Genomic DNA, 20,742 nt, shown 5'->3' with positions numbered 1-20,742 from the left:
CGCTTCATCTCTGGTGTACCGGTTCCTGGTGTCCTTGGTCTTCGAGGCTGTCGTAGCCGACGAGGAACTGCGGCCGGCGCTGACTCGATTGGAACAGCCTGGCCACGTACTCACCCAGCAGGCCGAGACACAGCAGTTGGATCGCGCCGATCACGCTCACCGCAAGCACGGTCGAGGTCCAGCCGGGGATGCTGCGGCCGGTCAGCTTGATGATCAGCGCACCCACGACGAACAGCCCTGACATCACGCCACCGAGCAGCCCGAGCCAGGTCGCCAGCCGGAGCGGCGCGGCCGAGAACGCGGTCACGCTGTCGAAGGCGAGCCGCAGCATCTTGGACAGGTTGTACTTCGTCGTGCCCGCGGCCCGCTCGGCCCGGACATAGGCGACCTCCGTGCTCGGGAAGCCCAGCCACGGGATCACGAGCCGGAACACCCGGCCGTCCTCCGGCAACGCGTTCACCGCATCGACGACCCGCCGCGACACCAGCCGGAAGTCGGCGGCGTCGAACGGGATGTCCTTGCCGACCAGCCGGCACATCAACCGGTAGTAGAGCCGGGCTGTCGTCCGCTTCGCCCACGAATCGCTCGACCGGTCCGACCGCACGCCGTACACGACATCGACATCCTGCTCCCGCGCCGCCGTCAGGAACTGCTCGATGACCTCCGGCGGGTCCTGCAGGTCGGCGTCGATCGTGACGACATACCGTCCGCGGGCCCGGCGGAAGCCGGCCGACTGTGCGGCCTGGTGACCGCTGTTCCGCAGCAGTCGCACGACGCGCAACTGCGGCCAGTCCTTCGCAGCCTCGAGCAGCAGCGCGGCCGTCTTGTCCCGGCTACCGTCGTCGACGACCACCAACTCGTAGGTGATCCCGAGGCCGTCGAGCAGCGGATGCATCCGGTCGAAGAAGATCGGCAGCACTTCCTCCTCGTCGTACATCGGTACGACGACGGAGAGCTCGGGGTCCGTGTCCCGCATGCTGCAGACCTTCCAGTCAGGTGTCGAAGGGATGACCTTACTAACGACCAAGTCGGGTGATGGGCACGATCAGAGTGGCGGCGAGATCGCGACGGCACCGGTACGGCGTGGGTCGCCGACCGCGACCAGGCCGTCGGCGGGATCCCAGAAGGCAGCCGCGACTCCGCCGAAGTACATCGAGTGCGGCGGCATCGGCCGGGTCGGCAGCGCGGTCGAGCCGGAGACCGGCAGCTCGTCCTCGTAGTCGACCACCACGTCCTGCCGGACCCGGACGTGCAGCCGCGGATGGTCGACCGCCTCCGCCAGCGGTAGCCCGCCGTGCGTGTAGAGCGCGTAGACCTGCGCCAACGCGGTCGGGATCCGGTCCGAACCAGGCGAACTGATCGCGAGCACCGCGCCGTCGCTCTCCCGGCGGGCGACACTCGGCGCCATGTTCGAGGTCAGCCGTGTCCCCGGCGCCAGGCTGTGCGGCCCGCCGTGCAGCAGCTCCTGCTCGCCGAGCGCGTTGTTCAACCAGATCCCGGTGCCCGGAGTCAGCACACCCGAGCCGTACCCGGACGACACGGTGATCGCGCACGCGTCGCCCTCGTCGTCCACCACCGAGACAGTCGCCGTACTGGGCGAGCTCAACGCCCTCAGGTCACCGGACGCGGCGAGGTCGAGCAGCCGCTTGCCCTCCAGCTGCCGCTGATCCTCCTCGTCCAGCTCCGCCAACCGCTGGCCGAGTACGGCGTGCTGCACCTCGATGAGCCGCTCCAACTCGGACTGAGTCCAACTGCCGTCAGCCGGTACGCCGTCCAGCAGCGCGAGCATCGCGGCCACGGCAACGCCCCCGACCGCGGGCGGCGGGTTGGTCGCGAGGCGCCACCCGTTCTGCCGGACGATCAGGGCCGGGCGTACGACGGCCTCGTACGCGGCCAGGTCCTCCGCGGTGAGAATGCCTTCGTTCTCGGCCATGTCGCGGACCAGCAACTCGGCCAGCTGGCCGGTGTACATCGTCTCTGCGCCGTCGCGGGCGATCAGCTCGAGTGCCTCGGCCAGCTCGGGGATGACGATCGTGGTGCCGGCCTTGATCACCGAGCCGTCGTCGCTGTGCACGACCCGATGGCTCGGCTGATGCCAACCGAAGATGATCTCGTGGGTGTACCCGAGGTAGTAGCCCGACGTCCGGCTGAGCGGGAAACCGCGCCGGGCGACGTCGATCGCGGGCTGGACGACCTCGTGCCACGGCGCCTTCCCGGATCGCCGGTGGGCGAGGTCGAGCGCCTTCATCCCGCCGGGGGTGGCGACGGATCCGTGGCCGACCGTGGTCGTCGTACCGCCGCCGTAGTCGGTCGTGATGTCCCAGACGCCGCGGCCGAACCGATCGGTCGACAGGCCGCGGCCGGGCATCTCCACCCAGCCGTCGATGGTGACCGCCTCGCCGCCGGCCACCTGCAAGGTGACGAAACCGCCCGAGGCGGGCGACACCACGCCGATCTCGTTCACCATCGTCACCAGCGTGGCCGCGATCGCGGCATCCACCGCGTTCCCGCCCTCGGCCGCAACCCGAACGCCAGCCTCAGCCGCCGCGGCGTTCGGAGCAGCAACCGCCACCCGCGGATGACCGCCGGTCATGACGTCCGGCCTCGCCGGCTCGAGCCGACTGCCAAACCGTCGCGCGGGCGTAGCCTGGCCGAACCCGCCCCGCCCCGGCTCATGATTGTCAGCCGACCCGTTGGACGGCGCCGAAGCGGTCGACCGCGACCTGGACCGCGGCCTGCCGTACGTCCGCGACCTCGTTCTCCTTCAAGGTGCGGTCCGGCGCCCGGAAGCGGAGCGCGAACGCGAGCGACTTCTTGCCCTCGCCGATCTGCTCGCCGGTGTAGAGGTCGAACAGCCGGATCGACTCCAGCAGCTCGCCCGCACCCTCGACCAGCGCCGCCTCGACCTCCGCCGCGGCCACCTCGGCCGGGACGATCAGCGCCACGTCCTCCTTGGCCACCGGGTACGACGAGAACGGCTTGGCCGCGATCGACGACGGACCGGCCGCGATCAGCGCGTCCAGGTCGAGCTCGACCGCACCCGATCGCGCGGGCAACCCGAACGCCTGGCACACCTTCGGATGCAGCTCACCGGCGTGACCGACGACCTTGCCGTCGACCGAGAACTCCGCACACCGACCCGGGTGCCACGGCGCCAGCTCGACGTTCCGCAGGACCGGCTCGACGCCGACCGCGTTCGCCACGGTCCGGGCGATCTGCACGGCATCCGACCAACTGGTCGGCTGGCCCTTGCCCCACCAGCCCGTCGGCGTGCGCGCCCCGGTCAGCACAGCACCAAGGTGTAGCGGCTGGTCGGGCAGCGCGTCGTACAAGGACTGGATCTCGGCGTCGCTCGGGCGCTGCGCGACTGACGGCAACGGCGCGGGCTTCGACTCAGCCTTCGGCAGGAAGACCAGGCCGGTCTGGAAGATCGCCAGGTCGGTGTTGCCGCGGCCGACGTTGCGCTCGGCCGTCCGGAGCAGGGTCGCCAGCAGAGTGGTCTGCATCGACGGCTCTTCGTCGGACAGCGGGTTGACGAGCTTGACCGTCATACGGCGTGGGTCGTCGGCGGGCAGGCCCATCGCGTCGAAGTCCGCGACACCGGTGAACGGGTACGAGACGACCTCGGTCAGGCCGGCGCCGACGAGCGCGGTCGCCACCCGGCGACGGCGCGTCTGCGACACGGTCAAGCCCTGACCGCCTGGCGCCGACGGCAGGATCGACGGCACGTTGTCGAACCCGAACAGCCGGATGACCTCTTCGGCGAAGTCGTTGGGGTCACGCAGATCCGGTCGCCACGACGGCGGCGTCACGGTCAGCAGGTCGTCGCCGGCCAGAGCCGCGACACCATGCGGCATGTGGTCGCCTCCGACTGGCGCGCCGCCCCGAGCTGCTGCCTCGGCCGCCGTACCAGTGCCGGCTGCGCCCGGGCGGGGCTCGACGACGAGCGCCGGTGCGTGAACGCCCGCGGCCAGCGGCGCCGGGCGGGCACCCGGCTCAGCCGGAACCACCGCGCAGCCGACCGACTGGAGGTGACGGACGGTCTCCTCGATCGAGATCGGCGCACCCGCGACCCGAGCCGCATGATCGGCCCGGAACGTCACCGGCTCCGGCAACGAGTGGGTGTCGACGACGGTCTCGTCGGACTCGATCGTGCCGCCGGCCAGCTCGGCCAGCAGGTCGGCGACGCGCTGAGCAGCGCGGCGCGGGAGCAGCGGGTCCACCTCGCGCTCGAACCGCCGGGACGCCTCGGACGACAGCCTGTGCCGCCGCGACGCCCGGGCGATCACGATCGGGTGGAAGTGCGCGGCCTCGATCACCACGTCGGTGGTCGAGTCCGAGATCTCGGTCGTCGCGCCACCCATCACACCCGCGATACCGATCGGACCCGAGTCGTCGGTGATCAGCAGATCCTCGGCGTCCAGTTCCCGGGTCTGGTCGTCCAGCGTCATCAGCTTCTCGCCGGCGTTGGCACGGCGTACCACGATGTCTCCGGACAGCCGGGCCTTGTCGTAGCCGTGGATCGGCTGACCGAGCTCGAGCATCACGTAGTTGGTGACGTCGACGCCGATCGAGATCGGCCGCATCCCGGCCGCGAGCAGCCGCTTCTGCAGCCAGCGCGGCGACAGCGCCTTCGGGTCGATCCCGGTCACCGTGCGAGTGACGAACACACTGCACGCCTCGGCGTCGTCCACGCGGACCGGGTAACCGCCCTGCCCCGCACCGGTGAGCTCCAACCCGGCCGGGTCCTTGAGCGGTACGCCGTACGCCGTCGAAGCCTCCCGCGCGACACCCCGGATGGACAGGCAGTAGCCCCGATCCGGCGTGACCGCGATGTCGAGTACGTCGTCCTGCAGCGAGAGCAGCTCGATCGCGTCGTCACCCGGCACGGCCTCACCCGGCTCGAGTACGACGATGCCGTGCGTACCGTCGTCACCGAGGCCGAGCTCCGAGCTGGAGCAGATCATGCCGTTGGAGACATGCCCGTAGGTCTTCCGCGCCGAGATCGCGAACCCGCCCGGCAGGACCGCACCCGGCAGCACGACGACGACCAGGTCGCCGACCTCGAAGTTGTGCGCACCGCAGACGACCCACTGCGGCTCGTCGTTGCCGATGTCGACCGAGCACCAGCGGACGGTCTTGCCGTTCTTCTGCGGCTCGTTCTCGTACGTGAGCACTTTGCCGACCACCAGCGGGCCGGTCAGGTCCGACTCCTCGACGGTCTCCACCTCGAGCCCGGCCCGGATCAGCTTCTCCGCGACGTCGCGACCGGTCACACCGGCCGGGAGGTCGACGTACTCACGAAGCCATGACAGTGGGACTCGCATCAGATCTCCATCCCGAACTGGCGGCTGAACCGCACGTCACCCTCGACCATGTCCCGCATGTCCTCAACCCCGTTGCGGAACATCAGCGTCCGCTCCAGGCCCATGCCGAAGGCGAAGCCGGAGTACCGGTCGGTGTCGATGCCGCAGGCCTGCAGGACGCGCGGGTTCACCACGCCGCAGCCGCCCCACTCGATCCAGCCCTCGCTGCCACAGGTGCGGCACGGGCGGTCCGGGTTGCCGACGGACGCGCCGCGGCAGACGAAGCACTTGAGGTCGACCTCGGCCGACGGCTCGGTGAACGGGAAGAAGTTCGGCCGCAGCCGCGCCTCCAGGCCCTCGCCGAACATCGAGACGACGAAGTGGTCGAGGGTGCCCTTCAGGTGCGCGAGCGTGATGCCTTCGTCCACGACCAGGCCCTCGACCTGGTAGAAGACCGGCGTGTGGGTCGCGTCCAGCTCGTCGGTGCGGAACACGCGGCCCGGGCAGATCACGTAGATCGGCGGCTTGCGGGTCAGCATCGAGCGCGCCTGCACCGGCGAGGTGTGGGTCCGCAGCACGGTGCCGGAACCGGCCGGCTCGACGAAGAAGGTGTCCTGCATCTGCCGGGCCGGGTGGTCCGGCTGGAAGTTCAGGGCGTCGAAGTTCAGCCACTCGGCCTCGATCTCGGGGCCCTCGGCGACGTCCCAGCCGAGCGCGGTGAACACGTCCGCGATCTGCTCGGAGATCAGCGACAGCGGGTGCCGGGCGCCGAGCTCGGGGGTCGGCCACGGCAGCGTCACGTCGACCTGCTCGGTGGCCAGCATCCGCTCCTCGTGCTCGGCCTCGAGCACCGCAAGCCGGGCCGCGAAGGCCTCGCTGATCGCCTTCCGGGCCGCGCCGATCCGCTGACCCGCCTCCTTGCGGCCCTGCGGTGGCAGCGCCCCGATCTCGCGGTTGGCGAGCGCGATCGGCGACTTCTCCCCGAGATGCGCGACCTTCGCCTCCTGCAGGGCAGCCAGATCGGCCGCCTCGGCAAAGGCCTTCAGCGCCTCGTCCCGGGTCCGCTCCACCTCTTCGGCGTGCAACGGCGTCACTTCGACCGGGTCGTAATCAGTGTTGGGACCGGACATGGCTCGCTCTCGGGTTCGGAACTTCTGCGGAAGCAGTCTAGGAACCTCAGCCCGTCAAGCGTGAATCGGCCGTCCACAGCCCCACCGACTTTTGAGGGGTCAACCCCCCAGTTGGTGGGTTGCGGAGGCGAATTCTCCTTCCGCAACCCACAACATGCGGGGTTGACCCCTCAAATGGGGCAGGGGGTGGGGCAAGGGTGGTCAGCGGGCGGGGGTCTCTGCCAGGGCCGGGTCCTGGGGCGTGCTGTCTGCCTTGCGGCGGGGTAGGGCGACCAGGGCGACGACCGCTCCGGCCAGGGCGCCGATCAGGCCGGCGGTCATGGCGATGGACATGGCGTCGGTGAACGCGTTGCGGGCGGCGGCGACGAAGTCCGGGCCGAGGGCGAGAGTCTCGGCGATGGACTTGCGGGCGGCCTCCGGGACCGAGTCAGGCAGTGACGATGAGTAGGCAGCGGCCAGGACACTGCCCAGGACAGCCACCGACAGAGCGGCACCGGTCTGCTGGACGGTGTCGTTCATGGCCGACCCGACACCTCGGTGCTCGGCCGGCACCGACTGCATCAACAAGGTGTACGCCGCTGGCCCAGCCAGACCACCGCCGACACCCATCACCAGCAGCCCGACGATCAGCAGCCCGTAGCCGGACGTCGTACTGACCTGAGTCAGGATCGCGAAGCCGGCCGCGATCACCACCAACCCGGTCGCGATCAACGTCCGATCGGCCAACTTCTTCCCCAGCGTGGCACCGAGACCGTTGAACAGCATCGCCGAAGCCGCGTACGGGATCAGCGCCAGACCGGCCTTCAACGGGGTGTACCCGAGGACGAACTGGAGGTACTGCGTCAGCGCCAGCAGCAACCCACCGGCGGTGAACGACAACAGCACGATCGAGAAACTCGTCCCGCTGAAGTTCCGGTCCCGGAACAACGCGAGCGGCACCATCGGGTGCGCACTCCGCTTCTCCCACAACGCGAACCCGGTCAGCGCGACCACACCGGCGGCCAGACCACCGAGCACCTTCGCGGAGCCGAACCCGTCGGCGGGGATGGAGATGATCGCCCACACCACCGCGGTCATCCCGACCATCGACAGCACCGCACCACCCGGGTCGACGGCACGCGCCGGCCCACGGGACTCCGGGATCAGCGCGACCGCACCGACGATCGCCAGCACCGCGATCGGCACGTTCAGCAGGAAGATCGAGCCCCACCAGTAGTGCTCCAGCAGTACGCCGCCGACCGTCGGACCGGCGACCACACCGACCATCGCGACAGTCGACCAGCCGGCCATCGCCTTGCGCTGCTCCTCCGGCGGGAACACCGTGAACAGCAGCGACAGCGTGCTCGGCATCAGCAGCGATCCGCCGACGCCCATCAGGAACCGGCAGCCGATCAGCTGCCACGGCGTCTCGGCCAGCGTCGCCAGCAGCGAGGCGAGCCCGAACAGCACCAGCCCGAGGATCAGCATCTTCCGCCGGCCGAACCGGTCGGACAGGCTTCCCGCGGTCAGCAGCAGCCCGGCGAACGCCAGGATGTAGGCGTCGATGATCCACTGCACGTCGGCAGGAGTGGCATCCAGGTCGCGCATCAGCGACGGGATGGCCAGGTTGAGCACGGTGTTGTCGACGACCAGCACCATCAGGGCCAGGCACAGGATCAACAGAATCCACCAGCGTCGCGGGTGACCGGTCGCGGTGGACTCGAACGGTGTACTAGTCACTCGCACACTGTACGACAAACTCGTACGATGTGCGAGCCCCGGCTAGGATGGGCCCGTGAAGGAATCGATCTGGACCCGGACGCGAGCTGCCGCACCCACCCGGGAGACGCTCAGCCGGGAGCAGATCGTGCAGGCCGCGATGGAGACCCTGGACTCCGAGGGCGTGGCCGGGCTGAGCATTCGCAAACTGGCCGCCAAGCTGGGTGCGGGTGCGACCAGCCTCTACTGGCACGTGCCGACCAAGGACGACCTGGTCGACCTGCTGATCGACGAGATCTGGGGCGAGATCGACGTACCGAGCCCGGAGCTGGCCGGCTGGCGGAACGGGGCGATGCTCTTCGCCCACAGCCTGCGCGCGACCGTCCTCCGGCACCCCTGGCTCCCCGAGGTCATGTACACCAGGCCGAGCATGGGACCGAACGCGTTGACGCTCGGCTCCCGCGGCCTGGTGCTGTTCGGCGCGGCCGGGTTCGCCGGCAACGAGGTCGACTATGCGATGGGCAGCGTGATGTCCTACGTGCTCGGCACCTCGAGCGCCGAGGTCGCGACCCGCGAGATGGTCCGAAAGTCTGGCCAGTCCCCGGAGGAATGGGCCGACGAGATGCTCACCCAGGCCGAAGAAGCCTCCGCCGACCACCCCGAGATGCGCGCCTCAGTACGACGCCGTTCGCACCAGGACCTGAACACAGCCCTGACCGAACACTTCGTCTTCGGCCTAGAAGCCCTCCTCGACGGCCTTGAGGCCAGACTCAAGAAGTAGCGCTCGGCTGGGGTGGTAGGTGGATCGGGTTGGTCCAGGCGCGGGCGCCGGTGGGGTCTTCGATGGTGATGCGGCAGTGGGTGCCGTGGAACAGGCGCAGCGGGAGCGAGCACTCGGTGAGATCTGTGCCCTGGGCAACCTCTGCGCCTGGGTGGCCGCCGGTCAGCAGGATCTTCGTGGCGGGCGAGCAGCGGACGACGACCACGTCGCCTTCGATGCGTACGTCGTACAGCTCGGGGCCTGTGCTGGAGTAGAAGTGGCCGGCCTTGAGGGCGGTCAGGAGGGCGTCCGGTTCGAGTGCTTCGGCGCGGACCTGGACCCATGCCTGGCACGGGGGCGGGTCCTGGGGTTGCAGGTGCGCGTCGTCGGCGGCGTACGTCGTCAGCCGGTGACCGCGGTTCAGCAGGACATCGGTGAGGTGCCAACTGTCGCCACGGTTCTCCCGGTCGGCGAGCGCGTTGTAGACCTCGACCGAGTGCGCCGCGTCCAGGCTCTCGGCATCGACCGCCGTCAGTAGCGACGCCGCCGGATGGGCCATCCCGACGAACGCCCCCACCGCCCGCGCCCGCCGTGCCAGCTCAGGCCCGGTCTCCGTCTCCCCCGGCGGCGCGAAATCCAGCGGCAACCCCACCGCCACGATGTGCCACGACTGTCCTGCCTCGGTGCGCGGGGCATGCAACTCGGCGCCGACCAACGTGGTGAACCCGTCTGAGCGCAGCTCCCGTGTGTCCGTCACCGGGAAGCCGTACTCCGGCCGGAAGTGGTCGGTGATCGACACGAAGTCGTAGCCGGCCTCGCGATATATCCGGGCGGTCTCCGAAGGCGACAACGCTCCGTCCGAGCAGTTCGAGTGCGTGTGCAGATTCCCTCGCCAGAACCGCCCCGGCAGGTCGAACGGCAGGCCCGTCATCGTCGCTGCGCGCGCGCCGACGCGTACAGGCAGATGGCTGCGGCAGTGGCCAGATTGAGGGACTCGGCCCGGCCGTAGATCGGGACTTTGACCGAGCGGTCGACGATGGCGTCGTACCCGTCGGGCAGACCGTGGGCCTCGTTGCCGAAGAGCCAGACCGTGGGCTTGGCGAGAGTGCCGTCGTCGATGCAGGTGTCGAGGTCGGAAGAGCCGTAGCCGTCTGCCGCGAGCACCTGCAGGCCTTGGTCGCGCCACGACTTGGCGGCCGCGGCGACGTCCACATCGACCGTGATCGGGACGTGGAAGATGCTGCCGACGCTGGCCCGGACCGCCTTCGGGTTGTGCGGGTCGACAGACTCCGACGACAGTACGACGGCATCCGCGCCGGCCGCGTCCGCCGTACGGATCAATGTCCCGACGTTGCCGGGATCGCGGACCTGGACACCGACCGCGACGAGCCGGGCAGTACGTCGTACCGCTTCGTCCAACGGGACGTCGACGAGGGAGCAGACGGCGACTACGCCTTGAGAGGTGACGGTCTCGCTCAACGCCTCCACGGCGGCGCGGTTGACCTCGAACCAGGGCACCCCGGCCGCGCGGGCCAGGTCGCGGAGATCGCGATGACGGGTGGCGACGTCGGGTTCGCCGTACACCTCGAGGACGAGTTCGCGGTGCTCGAGGGCTTCCCGGACGGCCTGTGGGCCCTCGACCAGGAACCGCCCGGTCTTGCGCCGGAACGCACGAGTGGCGAGCCGCCGGGCCTGCTTGATCCGCACGGACTGCGGGGTCAGCAGATCAGGGCTCGCCACTACTGCGCTAACTGAGGTCTTGCTCAGGCCGCGGAAGCGTCGCTCTTGGGCGCGTTCACGTCGGCCGGCAGCGCCGCCTTCGCGACCTGGACCAGCGCGGAGAACGCGGCCGGGTCGTTGACCGCCAGGTCGGCGAGGATCTTGCGGTCGACCTCGACCTCGGCCAGCCGCAGACCCTGGATGAACCGGTTGTAGGTCAGGTCCTCGGCGCGGACCGCAGCGTTGATCCGCTGGATCCACAGCTTGCGGAAGTCGCCTTTGCGCGCCTTGCGGTCCCGGTAGGCGTAGACGAGCGAGTGGGTGACCTGCTCCTTGGCCTTGCGGTACAGCCGCGAGCGCTGGCCGCGGTAACCGCTGGCCTGCTCGAGTACGACCCGGCGCTTCTTGTGGGCGTTGACTGCCCGCTTCACGCGTGCCATGAGGTGTTACTCCTTGTATTTCTGCGCCGGAGACAGAGGGTGCCCACTCGGCGGGGGTGTTCGGGGGGTGGTGGTGCTCAGATGCCGAGAAGCTTCTTGGCCTTCTTCGCGTACGACGGGGCGACCTCGACGGTGCCGCTCAGACGGCGCTTGCGCCGGGACGACTTCGCCTCGGCAAGGTGACGAATGCCGGTCTGCTCACGGCGGACCTTGCCCGAGCCGGTGATCCGGACGCGCTTCTTCATCCCCGAGTGGGTCTTCATCTTCGGCATGGCTGTTGTGCTCCTGATTATCTTTCGTTGACTCGATCTTCGGTTGACGGTGCTCCGGCCTCACGACCGGAGCGATTCGTCACTCCGGGTCGAGGTTGTCTGCCGGACCCTTCGGCTTCTTCGTGGCGCCGGCGGCGCGCTCGGCCTCGTGGGCCTGAGCCTGCTCGGCACGCTCCGCGCGCTCTGCCTGCTCCTCGGCCTCGCGTTCGGCCTTCCGCTTCGCCTTCTCGGCCTCCACGTCCACGCGCGCCTCGGACTTCTTCTTGTGCGGTCCGAGCACCATGATCATGTTCCGGCCGTCCTGCCGCGGCGAGGACTCGACGAAGCCGAGCTCGCTGACATCCTCGGCCAGCCGCTGCAGCAGCCGGAAGCCGAGCTCCGGCCGGGACTGCTCGCGACCACGGAACATGATGGTGATCTTGACCTTGTCCCCGGCACGCAGGAACCGAACGACGTGACCCTTCTTGGTCTCGTAGTCGTGCGGGTCGATCTTCGGCCGCAGCTTCATCTCTTTGATGACCGTGTTGGTCTGGTTCCGGCGGGACTCGCGCGCCTTCTGCGCGGTCTCGTACTTGTACTTGCCGAAATCCATCAGCTTGCAGACCGGAGGGCGGGCTGTTGCTGCGACCTCGACCAGGTCGAGATCGGCCTCCTGTGCCAGCCGAAGTGCGTCCTCGATCCGGACGATGCCTACCTGCTCACCGTTCGGTCCGACCAGTCGCACCTCGGGAACGCGGATGCGCTCGTTGACGCGCAGTTCAATGGTGATGGGTCCTCCTGGGTTGTGCTCGTTTTCGTGCCACCTCGTGACCGCCGCGAACCCCCGGAAACGACGAAGGCCCTCGTGCGATCACACGAAGGCCCAATTCCCAGATCGACGGCGCTCCAACCCTTGCGGGAGGTACGCCGTACGATCGCCGACATCACCGGAAAGGCTCCGGAACCTCGGCGTGACCGGGACCCGCCGACTGTTCATCGACTGGGTGGGAGGTGGCCCTCCGCTTAGACCAGAACCGCTGGATCGCCTCGAGTATTCCACTCAGGGGTCACCACCAGACCGGGTCGGTCGCCATGCAAGAGTAGCAGCATGAGCGATTCAGGTGCCACTTCGCAGCCAGACCCCTACTCGACGGTGTCCCGCGACATCGCCGACGTACCCAGTGTGGAGATCATCTCGACGGCGGCACTGCACCTGATGAGCGCGGCCGCGGTCAACCTCGGCCTGGCCGAAGACCTGCCCGAACACAAGGACCTGGACGAGGCCCGCTCCCTCATCGACGCCCTGGCCGGCCTCCTCGACGCCTCCGCCGCCTCCCTCGGCCACCACCACGCAGCCCCCCTCCGCGACGGCCTCCGCTCCCTCCAACTCGCCTTCAAAGAAGCCTCCACCATCCCGGACGAGCCAGGCCAGGGTCCCGGCGAGAAGTACACCGGCGAAGTCCACCCCACCGCCGCGCGCCGCTGAACCCGGGGGCGGACCGCCAGGCCATCACAATCGCCGGCCCGCAACGCCGCCCAGCAGGCGGCAGGGCAAGGCCGCGTCATTGTGATGGCGTAGCGGTCCGGACCTCGGTCAGGAGAGTTTGGGCGGTGGTGAGGTAGAGCTTGGCGCCGGTTTGTTGCTGGATCTCGACCGCGCGGACCGCGGTCGCCTCCGCCTCCTCTGATCGGCCGGCGGCGTGTTGGACCGCGGCGAGCGTGGTGAGCACGTGGCCTCGGAGCACTGCCATCTGCAGGGTCTCGACCTCGCGGAGTGCCGACTCGGCGTCGGCAAGGGCGAGTTCCAGGTCGCCGAGCGCCAACCGGGCCATCGCCAGCCCTCGTAGCGCCCGAACCTCCACCTCGCGAGCGCCCACCTGCCGCGCCAGCGACAACGCGAGATGGAAGTGGTCGATCGCATCGTCCTGACGCCCCAGTCCGGACAGCGCGTCGCCGAGTGTCGCCTCCACGTGGCACTCGACCCGTACGTCGCCCAGTCCCCGAGCTAACTCGAGTGCGTCCAGCGCCGCCTGCTCGGCCAGCTCGAACTCACCCCGGTCACGGTGGATCGTCGACAGCGCCTCGCACGACATCGCCTCCCCCGGTCGCCGGCCAGACCGCCGTACCGCGGCGATCTCCTCGGTGATCAATGTCAGCGCCTCGTCCAGCTCGCCGAGGTCCTGGTGGATGACGGCCCGGACGTGCCGCGTGGTGTGCTGTCCGGGGCCGTCGCCGAGCGCGTCGTGCTGGGCCTGAGCCTCGATCGCCATCGGGAGCGCTTCGTCGACTCGGCCGAGCTCGTGCAGGATCGCGGCCAGGTTGTCGGTGGCAATGACCAGCCCGCGGTGGTTCGACGAGCGCCGGGCCGCGTCGGCCGTCTGCCGGAACCAGTCCAGTGCCGCCGTACTGTCGCCGAGGTACGCGGCCGCGATGCCCAGCAGGTTGGTGACGCTGTGCTCGCCCCGGAGGTCACCGGCCTCGCGGTAGAACCGCAGGGCATCGAGCAGGATGTCACGTCCCTCGGCGATCCGGCCGACGTTCTTCAGGCTCAGTCCTCGCGCTCGGAGCATCGCGGCCGTGGCCTGCGCGTCGCCGGCACGTTGGGCGGCCCGCAGGCCTGCATCGATGACGGCGTGCCAGTCCGACTGGTGGCCTCGCTCGGAGAAGTACCCCCCGAGTTGGTCGGCGAGGCGCCAGGTCGCCTCGAGCTCGCCGTGCGCCTCGGCGTCGAGCACCGCGGCGACCAGGTTCGACCGCTCGGCATCGAGCCACTCCTGCGCCGCGGCGGCATCCAGGTCGGTTGGCGGCTCGACCACCTCCTTCGCCGGCAGCCGCAGCTTCGTCGGTCCGAACACCTGGACCGCCGCCATCGTCTGCCGCAGGCAGGCGTCGAACCAGCGCGCGCGAGCCGCCGCCCGGTCCGGATCCGCGGCCGCAAGCTCGGCTGCGTACAGACGCAACAGATCGTGGAACTGGAACCGCCCCGGCCGATACCGCTGGACCAGGTTCGCCTCCGCCAGCAGCTCCAATTGCCGCTCGGTCTCGGCGTACGGCGCCTCCGTCAGCGCAGCGGCCACCGACGCCGTGAAGTCCGGCCCCGGAATCACCCCGAGCAACCGGAACAGTCGCGCCGTACCTGCGTCGAGCGCGTGGTACGAACGCTCGAAAGCATTCCGTACGGCGGCATCGGGATCGCCGGCCACGGCCAGCTTCGCCAACCGGTCCCCCGCCCGCAGCTCAGCGAGATAGTGCTCCCACACCATCCCCGGCCGGACCGCCAGGTTCGACGCGGCGATCCGCAAGGCGAGCGGCAGATGCCCGCACAACTCGGCCAACTCGTCTGCCTCGTCGCCGGGCCGGTCACCCAGCAACCGGGCCAGCAGCAGTCCGGACTCCTCGGGCTCGAGTTGGCCGATGACCAACCGATGAGCGCCTGCCAGCGCCGTCAACCCACCCAGCGCACTCCGACTGGTCACGAGTACGGCGCTCTGCGGTGCGCCGGGGAGCAACGGCCGGACCTGCTCCGCCTTCTCCGCATCATCCAGTACGACGAGCACCTGCCGGCCGGCCAATCGCGAACGGAGCAAGGCCGACCGCGCATCCAGTCCGTCCGGCACCTCGGACCGGGGAACCCCGGACGTGACCAACAGTTCAGCGAGGACGGCCTCCGGGTCACGCGGCCGATCACTCGCACCCGCCAGGTGCACATACCACTGCCCGTCCGGGAACGCCGTACCGATCCGATGAGCCACATGAATCGCCAACGCCGATTTGCCGGCTCCAGGTGGACCCGAGACAGCCACGATCGGCACGCCCTCGGCCGGATCGGTGAGCAGCTTCTCGATCTGACTCACCAGCTCTTCGCGTCCGGTGAAGTACGGCGCCTCGAGCGGCAACTGATGGTGGACAGGCCAGCGCGGCTCGGGCGCTTGCTCCTGCTCCGGCGGCGCCAGCCGTGGTTCGCCGACCAGGACCGCTTGGCGCAGTTCGCGGAGCTCCGGGCCTGGGTCCAGGCCGAGTTCGGCGGCGAGCATCCGTCGTACCGACTCATAAGCGGATAGGGCGTCCGCCTGCCGGCCGCAGCGGTACAGGGCGATCATCAGCTGCGCCCAGAGGCGTTCCCGCAATGGGTGTTCGGCAGTGAGGGCACGGAGCTCCGGCACGAGGCGGGTGTGCAGGCCGAGGCGGAGGTCGACGTCGATGCGCCGTTCGAGAACAGTCATCCGCGTCTCGACCAGTGCGGTGAGGTCATGGCTGCTCAGGGAGCCCGGCACATCACTCCACAGCGCGAGCGCCTGGTGCAGCAGTGCTGCCTCGGTCTGGTCGTGACCGGCCTCGGCATCGGCTCGGGCGACCAGCTCCCGGAAGGCGGCGAGATCGAGCTGCTCGGCATCCGCCTGGATCAGATAGCCGCCGGGGACGGTCTGGACGAGGCTGCCGTCGTCTCCGAGTGCAGAGCGCAGACGGGTGACGTAGGTCTGCAACGACCCACGCACCCTGACCGGCGGCTCCTCACCCCAGAGTCGGTCGGCCAGCACGTGCAGCGGCACCGGCTGACCTGCCCGGACCAGCAACGTGGCCAGCAAGGTGCGCAGCTTGGTGGCCAGCTCCACCGGCGCTCCGTCCCGCAGGACGGTCAACGGCCCCAGCACGATGAATCGCAACGCCACGGTGGCTACCCCTCAGCTCGCCGAGCCACCATCGTAGTGGTCCAGGCGGCCCAGCGGGGCCGGGCCGCCCAGGGTCGAAACAGTGGTCAGCCCTTGACGGCGCCCTCCTCGACTCCCTTGAAGAAGAACCGTTGCAGGGTGGCGAAAACGATGACGATCGGGACGAACGCGATCATCGTGCCCGCGGCGATCAGGCGGGGGTTGTTGCTGAAGGTGCCGGACAGGTACTGCAGGCCGACGGTCAGCGTGTACTTGTCCGGGTCGGTCAGCACGATCAACGGCCAGAGGAAGTCGTCCCACGCACCGATGAACGCGAAGATCGCCACCACACTGATGGTCCCCCGCACCGACGGCAGACCGATGTACACGAACCGCTGCCACGCGTTCGCACCGTCCACGATCGCGGCCTGGTCGACTTCGATCGGCAGTGCCCTGAACGCGTTGTACATCAGCAGCACGTTCAGTGCACCGATCATGCCCGGCAACGCGACGCCGAACAGCGTGTTCGCCAGACCGAACTCCCGCACCGTCACGTACTGCGAGATGATCGTGACCTCACCCGGCAGCACCAGCGTGGCCAGGAACAGCCCGAGCACGAGCTTGCGGCCCTTGAACTGCAGCCGGGACAACGCGAACCCGGCCAGCGACGCCCCGAGGACGTTGCCACCGACAACCAGTACGGCGACCACCAGCGAGTTCTTCGCGTAGTCCCAGACCGGGATCGTGTCGGCCACCGCGCCGTAGTGCTCGAACGTCGGCTGGGCCGGCAGCAACCGCGGGATCCGGGTGTAGATGTCCTCCCCGGATCCCTTCAGCGAGGTGGACAGCTGCCACAGGAACGGCCCGATGGTGATCAGCAGCACGAGCACCAGCAGCACGTACCGGACCACCTTCTCCCGCGTGGAGATGGTGTTGAACCCGAACGATCCCCTTCGACGACCAGGCGTCGTACCAGGCTCTGAAGGTACGGCGACCGGCCGCGCCGGATCGGTCACAGTGGTCATGCTTCGGCCCCTCTCCGGTTGAGCCTGGCCAGGATCAGCATCGGTACGACGGTGACGAAGAACAGCACGATCGACAGTGCCGACGCGTACCCGAGATTGCCCTCGAAACCCTGGCTGTACTGCTGGATCAGCATCACGACCGAGTTGTCCCGGCCACCGGGACCACCCTTGCCGCCGCTGAGGATGAACAGCTCGGAGAAGACCCGCAGCGCCGACACCGAGATCAGGATCGAGATCAGGATCATCGTCCCGCGGACCCCCGGCACGGTGATGTGCACGAACCGCCGGAACGGCCCGGCCCCGTCGACCGCGGCCGCCTCGTGCAGCTCGCGGCCGACGTTCCCGAGGGCGGCCAGGTAGATGATCATGTAGTACCCGAGCCCCTTCCAGATCGTCAGACTGATTGCACTGAGCAACAACAGCCACTGGTCGCTGAGGAATGGCAGCGGCCCGGAGATGACGCCGAGCTTCTCGGCCAGACCGTTGACCAGACCGCGGTCGTCCAGGATCCACTGCCAGATCAGCGCCACCACCACGGCCGAGGCGACCACCGGCGTGTAGAACGCCGTACGGAAGAAGGTGATGCCCGGCAACTTCTTCTCCACCAGTACGGCGAGCAGCAGCGGCAGGACGGTCAGGAACGGCAGGCAGACCACCATGTAGATGACGCTGTTCAGCAACGCCCAGCGCAACTGCTCGTCGTGCAGCAGGGTCTCGAAGTTCTTCAGCCCGACGAAGGTACCGCCGCCGATCGGCCTGGCGTTGGTGAACGACAGGATGACGGTGTTGATCGACGGCCACAGGTTGAACACCAACAACCACGTGAGTGCTGGAATGACCAGCACCCACGGGGTGAACCAGCGTTGGTGGCGCATTACTGGGTCAGCAGCTGGTTGGCCTTCGCCACCGCGGCGTCGAGGGCTGCCTGGGACGAGATCTTGCCGGCGATCGCGAGCGAGATCTGCTGCCCGATGAAGTCGTTGGTGGCACCGCTGATGATCGGCGGGGTCAGCACCTTCGCCTTGGCCAGCGACTCGAAGGCGAGCACCTTCGCGTCACTTTCCGGCGTACCGTCGCTCTTGGAGAAGTACGGGTCGCTCGCGGACGCCTTGGTGGACGGGAAGATGTTGACGATCTTCGCGAACGCGGCCTGGTTCTCCGCGTTGGTGACGAACCGGGCCAGAGCGATCGCGGCCGCCTGGTTCTTCGTCTTCGCCGACACCGACAGACCCTGTACGTACAGCGGCGGGGTGTCCAGCGCGGGCGACGGGACGACCTTGCCCTTCAGCGACGGGTTGTCCTTGACGAAGTCCTGGATCGCGTTGCCGCCGCCGGTGGTCCAGGCGACCTTGCTCTGGGTGAAGAGCTTGGAGTTGCCCAGGTACTCCTGGGTCAGGATGTCGCGCGGCAGGTAGCCGGCCTTGTACGCGTCGCGGTACTTGTCCAGCAGCGCGGCGGCCTCGGGGGTGTTGAAGGTGAACTTCTTGCCGTCGTCGGACAGGATCTTCACGCCGGCGTTGGTGAAGTCACCGATCCCCGGCAGCCGGCTCATCAGGTATTCCTTGCCGCCGGTCTTGTCGTGCATCACCTTGGCGGCCGCGAGCAGCTCGTCGAACGTCTTCGGCGGGTTCTTCACATCCAGACCGGCCGCGGCGAACTTGTCCGCGTTCCAGTAGTCGATGTCGGTGTTCAGGTACCACGGGTAGCCGAACGTGCCGTTGAGGCCCTGGTACTGATACGCCTGTACGCCGCCCTCGACGTACTCCTCGTTGATCTTCGGGTCGGCCGCACCGACGTCGAGCAGCATGCTCTGCTTGGCCAGCGAGAGGGCGAAGTCCGGCGGCAGGTTCACCACGTCGGGCAGCTGGCCGGCCGAGGCCTGGCTCAGCACCTTCTTGTCGTACCCGTCGCCCGGCTGGTCCAGCCAGGTCACCTTGGTCCCCGGGTACTTCGCCTCGAAGGCCTTGATCACGCCCTCGACGTACGAGGTGAACTTCGGCTTCAGCGCCCAGGTCTGGAAGCTGACCTCACCGGTCACCTGCGCATTCGCGTCGACGGTCGGCGTGGCGGCGCTGCCAGGATCCTCGGTCGATCCGAGGCCGCAACCAGCAAGGGTGAGAGCCGCGGCGGCCAGAGCTGCCACCGCTGCCGGACGACGTCTACGCATGAAATCTCCTGGGTTTGATAAACCGGTATAGCTCCTGCACTATCCGGGATCGTAGAATCCGCTGTCAAGGGTGGAGGAGGTACCACGTGGCTAGACCGACGATCGCGGACATCGCGACCCGGGCCGGTGTGTCCAAGGGCGCGGTGTCGTTCGCGCTGAACGGACGGCCTGGTGTCAGCGACGCGACCCGGGAGCGGATCCTGCGGATCGCCGAGCAGATGAGCTGGCGACCCCACAGCGCCGCCCGCGCGCTCGGCGCGTCACGGGTCGACTCGGTCGGGATGGTGATCGCCCGGCCGGCCCGCACCCTCGGCGTCGAACCGTTCTTCGCCCACCTGCTGTCCGGCGTGCAGTCCGGGCTCTCCGCGGAGTCGATCTCGCTGCAACTCCTCATCGTCGAGGACACCGCGGCCGAGATCGAGGTCTACCGCCGGTGGGCCTCCGAACACCGGGTCGACGGCGTGATCCTCGTCGACCTCACCGTGAAGGACGCCCGGGTCGACGAACTGCGGGCGCTCGAGCTGCCGGCCGTGATGATCGGCGGCCGCGGCGGCAAGGGCGCGCTACCCTCGGTCTGGGCCGACGACCGCGAGGCGATGCTGTCGATCGTCGAGTACCTGGCCGCCCTGGGTCACCGTCGGATCGCCCACGTCGCCGGTACGCCGAACTTCCAGCACACCCAGCGCCGTATCCGGGCCGTCCGCGACGCGGCACCCCGGCTCGGCCTGGTCGACGCGCCGTCACTCACCACCGACTTCAGCGACGCGGAGGGCGCCGCGATCACCCGCAAACTGCTCTCCCAGTCGCAACGGCCGACCGCGATCGTCTACGACAGCGACGTGATGGCGGTGGCCGGGCTCGGGGTCGCGATGGAAATGGGCGTCTCAGTACCAGGCGACCTGTCGATCGTCGCCTTCGACGACTCGATCCTGACCCAACTCATGCACCCGGCCCTGACCGCCCTGTCCCGCGACACCTTCGACTTCGGCCGCCAAGCCGCCGAAGTCCTCCTAGAAACCATCGCCGACCCCACCACAGTCATCAACCGCCGAACCCCCGACCCAGTCCTAACAGTCCGAGAATCCACCGCACCCCCCACCTAACCCACCCCAAACACTCCCAACCCACCCCACCCAATCCCGCCCGCCCGCCCGCCCGCCGTCATCCAACCCCGCCGCTCTCGGACTCTCAGCCTGCCCCACCTGGCTCCGCCCACCCCGCGGCCCCGGGCCTTCCCCTCCGCCCCCGCCCTGTGGGCGCGCGAGGGGATATCCCCTCGCGTCATGCCTTCTCTCCTGGCGTACGAGGGGAGAAGCCACCCCGCCCGGGGATGTCCCCTCGCGTCGGCCCGGGCCCCCGGCGGATCCGCGCGACCACCCTGCCCTGGGTGCATTTGAGGGGATAACCCCTCGCATGCACCCTTCTCCCCTCGTTCTCCGGGGCAAGAAGGGGCAACCTGCGGGGTTATCCCCTCAAATTCCGCCGGGCCGGGCCGGGCCGGGCCGAGCCGAGCGGGTGGGGCTGGGCGGGTCGGGGCGCCCACCGAGCCGAGGTTCCGCCGAGGTGAGGGGTTGGCCGCCGACCTGGGAGGTTGCCC

Annotated in this window: 17 protein-coding genes; 3 read left to right on the top strand and 14 right to left on the bottom strand. The window is 68.9% G+C overall.

Annotated elements, in window-relative coordinates; all coding sequences use genetic code 11:
- Positions 1–4 precede the first annotated feature (4 nt).
- The 5 genes from V9K99_RS36075 to V9K99_RS36055 form a co-directional block, all read right to left on the bottom strand.
- Positions 5–976, bottom strand: coding sequence for a glycosyltransferase family 2 protein (locus tag V9K99_RS36075; RefSeq protein ID WP_337011603.1), 972 nt, complete (start codon positions 974–976; stop codon positions 5–7).
- A gap of 69 nt (positions 977–1,045) precedes the next feature.
- Complete coding sequence (locus tag V9K99_RS36070; RefSeq protein ID WP_337011601.1) at positions 1,046–2,593, bottom strand: gamma-glutamyltransferase; 1,548 nt, start codon at positions 2,591–2,593, stop codon at positions 1,046–1,048.
- A gap of 88 nt (positions 2,594–2,681) precedes the next feature.
- Entirely contained in the window at positions 2,682–5,327 is a 2,646-nt protein-coding gene (locus V9K99_RS36065; RefSeq protein ID WP_337011599.1) for a phenylalanine--tRNA ligase subunit beta, read from the bottom strand.
- On the bottom strand, positions 5,327–6,436 hold the full coding sequence (gene pheS, locus V9K99_RS36060) for a phenylalanine--tRNA ligase subunit alpha (protein ID WP_337011597.1): 1,110 nt from the start codon (positions 6,434–6,436) through the stop codon (positions 5,327–5,329). The genes V9K99_RS36065 and pheS overlap by 1 nt, the downstream gene beginning before the upstream one ends.
- A 201-nt stretch (positions 6,437–6,637) precedes the next feature.
- Positions 6,638–8,155 carry an MFS transporter gene (locus V9K99_RS36055; protein WP_337011595.1) on the bottom strand — a complete coding sequence of 506 codons (1,518 nt, stop codon included), beginning with the start codon at positions 8,153–8,155 and terminating at the stop codon, positions 6,638–6,640.
- A 55-nt stretch (positions 8,156–8,210) separates the two neighbouring features.
- On the opposite strand from V9K99_RS36055, the gene V9K99_RS36050 reads away from it, so the two are divergent.
- On the top strand, positions 8,211–8,915 hold the full coding sequence (locus tag V9K99_RS36050; RefSeq protein ID WP_337011593.1) for a TetR/AcrR family transcriptional regulator C-terminal domain-containing protein: 705 nt from the start codon (positions 8,211–8,213) through the stop codon (positions 8,913–8,915).
- Here the strand turns inward: V9K99_RS36050 and V9K99_RS36045 are convergent.
- From V9K99_RS36045 to infC, 5 genes are all read right to left on the bottom strand, one after another.
- Positions 8,905–9,825: a CehA/McbA family metallohydrolase gene (locus tag V9K99_RS36045; protein ID WP_337011591.1), complete on the bottom strand. Its 921-nt coding sequence runs from the start codon at positions 9,823–9,825 to the stop codon at positions 8,905–8,907. The genes V9K99_RS36050 and V9K99_RS36045 overlap by 11 nt on opposite strands.
- Positions 9,822–10,634, bottom strand: a complete 813-nt coding sequence (locus V9K99_RS36040; RefSeq protein WP_337011589.1) for a TrmH family RNA methyltransferase — start codon at positions 10,632–10,634, stop codon at positions 9,822–9,824. Before V9K99_RS36040 ends, V9K99_RS36045 begins: the two co-directional genes overlap by 4 nt.
- Positions 10,635–10,657: 23 nt before the next feature.
- Positions 10,658–11,053 carry a 50S ribosomal protein L20 gene (gene rplT, locus V9K99_RS36035; RefSeq protein WP_337011588.1) on the bottom strand — a complete coding sequence of 132 codons (396 nt, stop codon included), beginning with the start codon at positions 11,051–11,053 and terminating at the stop codon, positions 10,658–10,660.
- A gap of 77 nt (positions 11,054–11,130) precedes the next feature.
- Entirely contained in the window at positions 11,131–11,325 is a 195-nt protein-coding gene (gene rpmI / locus V9K99_RS36030; protein WP_337011587.1) for a 50S ribosomal protein L35, read from the bottom strand.
- A 79-nt stretch (positions 11,326–11,404) separates the two neighbouring features.
- A complete protein-coding gene (gene infC / locus V9K99_RS36025; RefSeq protein WP_337011633.1) occupies positions 11,405–12,094 on the bottom strand; it encodes a translation initiation factor IF-3 in 690 nt (229 codons plus the stop codon).
- Between the two features lie 318 nt (positions 12,095–12,412).
- Here infC and V9K99_RS36020 point away from each other — a divergent pair, with 318 nt between their 5' ends.
- The gene (locus V9K99_RS36020; RefSeq protein WP_337011586.1) at positions 12,413–12,790 is read left to right on the top strand and encodes a DUF1844 domain-containing protein; all 378 of its coding nucleotides are present in this window, start codon (positions 12,413–12,415) and stop codon (positions 12,788–12,790) included.
- Between the two features lie 76 nt (positions 12,791–12,866).
- On the opposite strand, the gene V9K99_RS36015 is transcribed toward V9K99_RS36020, so the two are convergent.
- The 4 genes from V9K99_RS36015 to V9K99_RS36000 form a co-directional block, all read right to left on the bottom strand.
- A complete protein-coding gene (locus V9K99_RS36015) occupies positions 12,867–15,974 on the bottom strand; it encodes an AfsR/SARP family transcriptional regulator (RefSeq protein ID WP_337011584.1) in 3,108 nt (1,035 codons plus the stop codon).
- Positions 15,975–16,060: 86 nt separating this feature from the next.
- On the bottom strand, positions 16,061–16,978 hold the full coding sequence (locus V9K99_RS36010) for a carbohydrate ABC transporter permease (protein ID WP_337011582.1): 918 nt from the start codon (positions 16,976–16,978) through the stop codon (positions 16,061–16,063).
- Positions 16,975–17,853, bottom strand: a complete 879-nt coding sequence (locus V9K99_RS36005) for a carbohydrate ABC transporter permease (RefSeq protein WP_337011580.1) — start codon at positions 17,851–17,853, stop codon at positions 16,975–16,977. The genes V9K99_RS36010 and V9K99_RS36005 overlap by 4 nt, the downstream gene beginning before the upstream one ends.
- Positions 17,853–19,145: an ABC transporter substrate-binding protein gene (locus tag V9K99_RS36000; protein ID WP_337011578.1), complete on the bottom strand. Its 1,293-nt coding sequence runs from the start codon at positions 19,143–19,145 to the stop codon at positions 17,853–17,855. Before V9K99_RS36000 ends, V9K99_RS36005 begins: the two co-directional genes overlap by 1 nt.
- 86 nt (positions 19,146–19,231) lie before the next feature.
- On the opposite strand from V9K99_RS36000, the gene V9K99_RS35995 reads away from it, so the two are divergent.
- Positions 19,232–20,248 (top strand): LacI family DNA-binding transcriptional regulator, encoded by a 1,017-nt coding sequence (locus V9K99_RS35995; RefSeq protein ID WP_337011576.1) that lies wholly within the window; start codon positions 19,232–19,234, stop codon positions 20,246–20,248.
- The last annotated feature ends 494 nt before the right edge of the window (positions 20,249–20,742 follow it).

Source organism: Kribbella sp. CCNWLW201, from assembly GCF_037203805.1.
GTDB lineage: Bacteria > Actinomycetota > Actinomycetes > Propionibacteriales > Kribbellaceae > Kribbella.
The sequence above is the reverse complement of the archived record's forward strand: the minus strand, read 5'-3'. Positions and strand labels throughout refer to the sequence as shown.

Coding starts and splice junctions, on each gene's coding strand:
- V9K99_RS36075 (WP_337011603.1), bottom strand. CDS start 976: ATGCGGGACACGGACCCCGAGCTCTCCGTCGTCGTACCGATGTACGAC.
- V9K99_RS36070 (WP_337011601.1), bottom strand. CDS start 2,593: ATGACCGGCGGTCATCCGCGGGTGGCGGTTGCTGCTCCGAACGCCGCG.
- V9K99_RS36065 (WP_337011599.1), bottom strand. CDS start 5,327: ATGCGAGTCCCACTGTCATGGCTTCGTGAGTACGTCGACCTCCCGGCC.
- pheS (WP_337011597.1), bottom strand. CDS start 6,436: ATGTCCGGTCCCAACACTGATTACGACCCGGTCGAAGTGACGCCGTTG.
- V9K99_RS36045 (WP_337011591.1), bottom strand. CDS start 9,825: ATGACGGGCCTGCCGTTCGACCTGCCGGGGCGGTTCTGGCGAGGGAAT.
- rplT (WP_337011588.1), bottom strand. CDS start 11,053: ATGGCACGCGTGAAGCGGGCAGTCAACGCCCACAAGAAGCGCCGGGTC.
- rpmI (WP_337011587.1), bottom strand. CDS start 11,325: ATGCCGAAGATGAAGACCCACTCGGGGATGAAGAAGCGCGTCCGGATC.
- V9K99_RS36020 (WP_337011586.1), top strand. CDS start 12,413: ATGAGCGATTCAGGTGCCACTTCGCAGCCAGACCCCTACTCGACGGTG.
- V9K99_RS36010 (WP_337011582.1), bottom strand. CDS start 16,978: ATGACCACTGTGACCGATCCGGCGCGGCCGGTCGCCGTACCTTCAGAG.
- V9K99_RS36005 (WP_337011580.1), bottom strand. CDS start 17,853: ATGCGCCACCAACGCTGGTTCACCCCGTGGGTGCTGGTCATTCCAGCA.
- V9K99_RS36000 (WP_337011578.1), bottom strand. CDS start 19,145: ATGCGTAGACGTCGTCCGGCAGCGGTGGCAGCTCTGGCCGCCGCGGCT.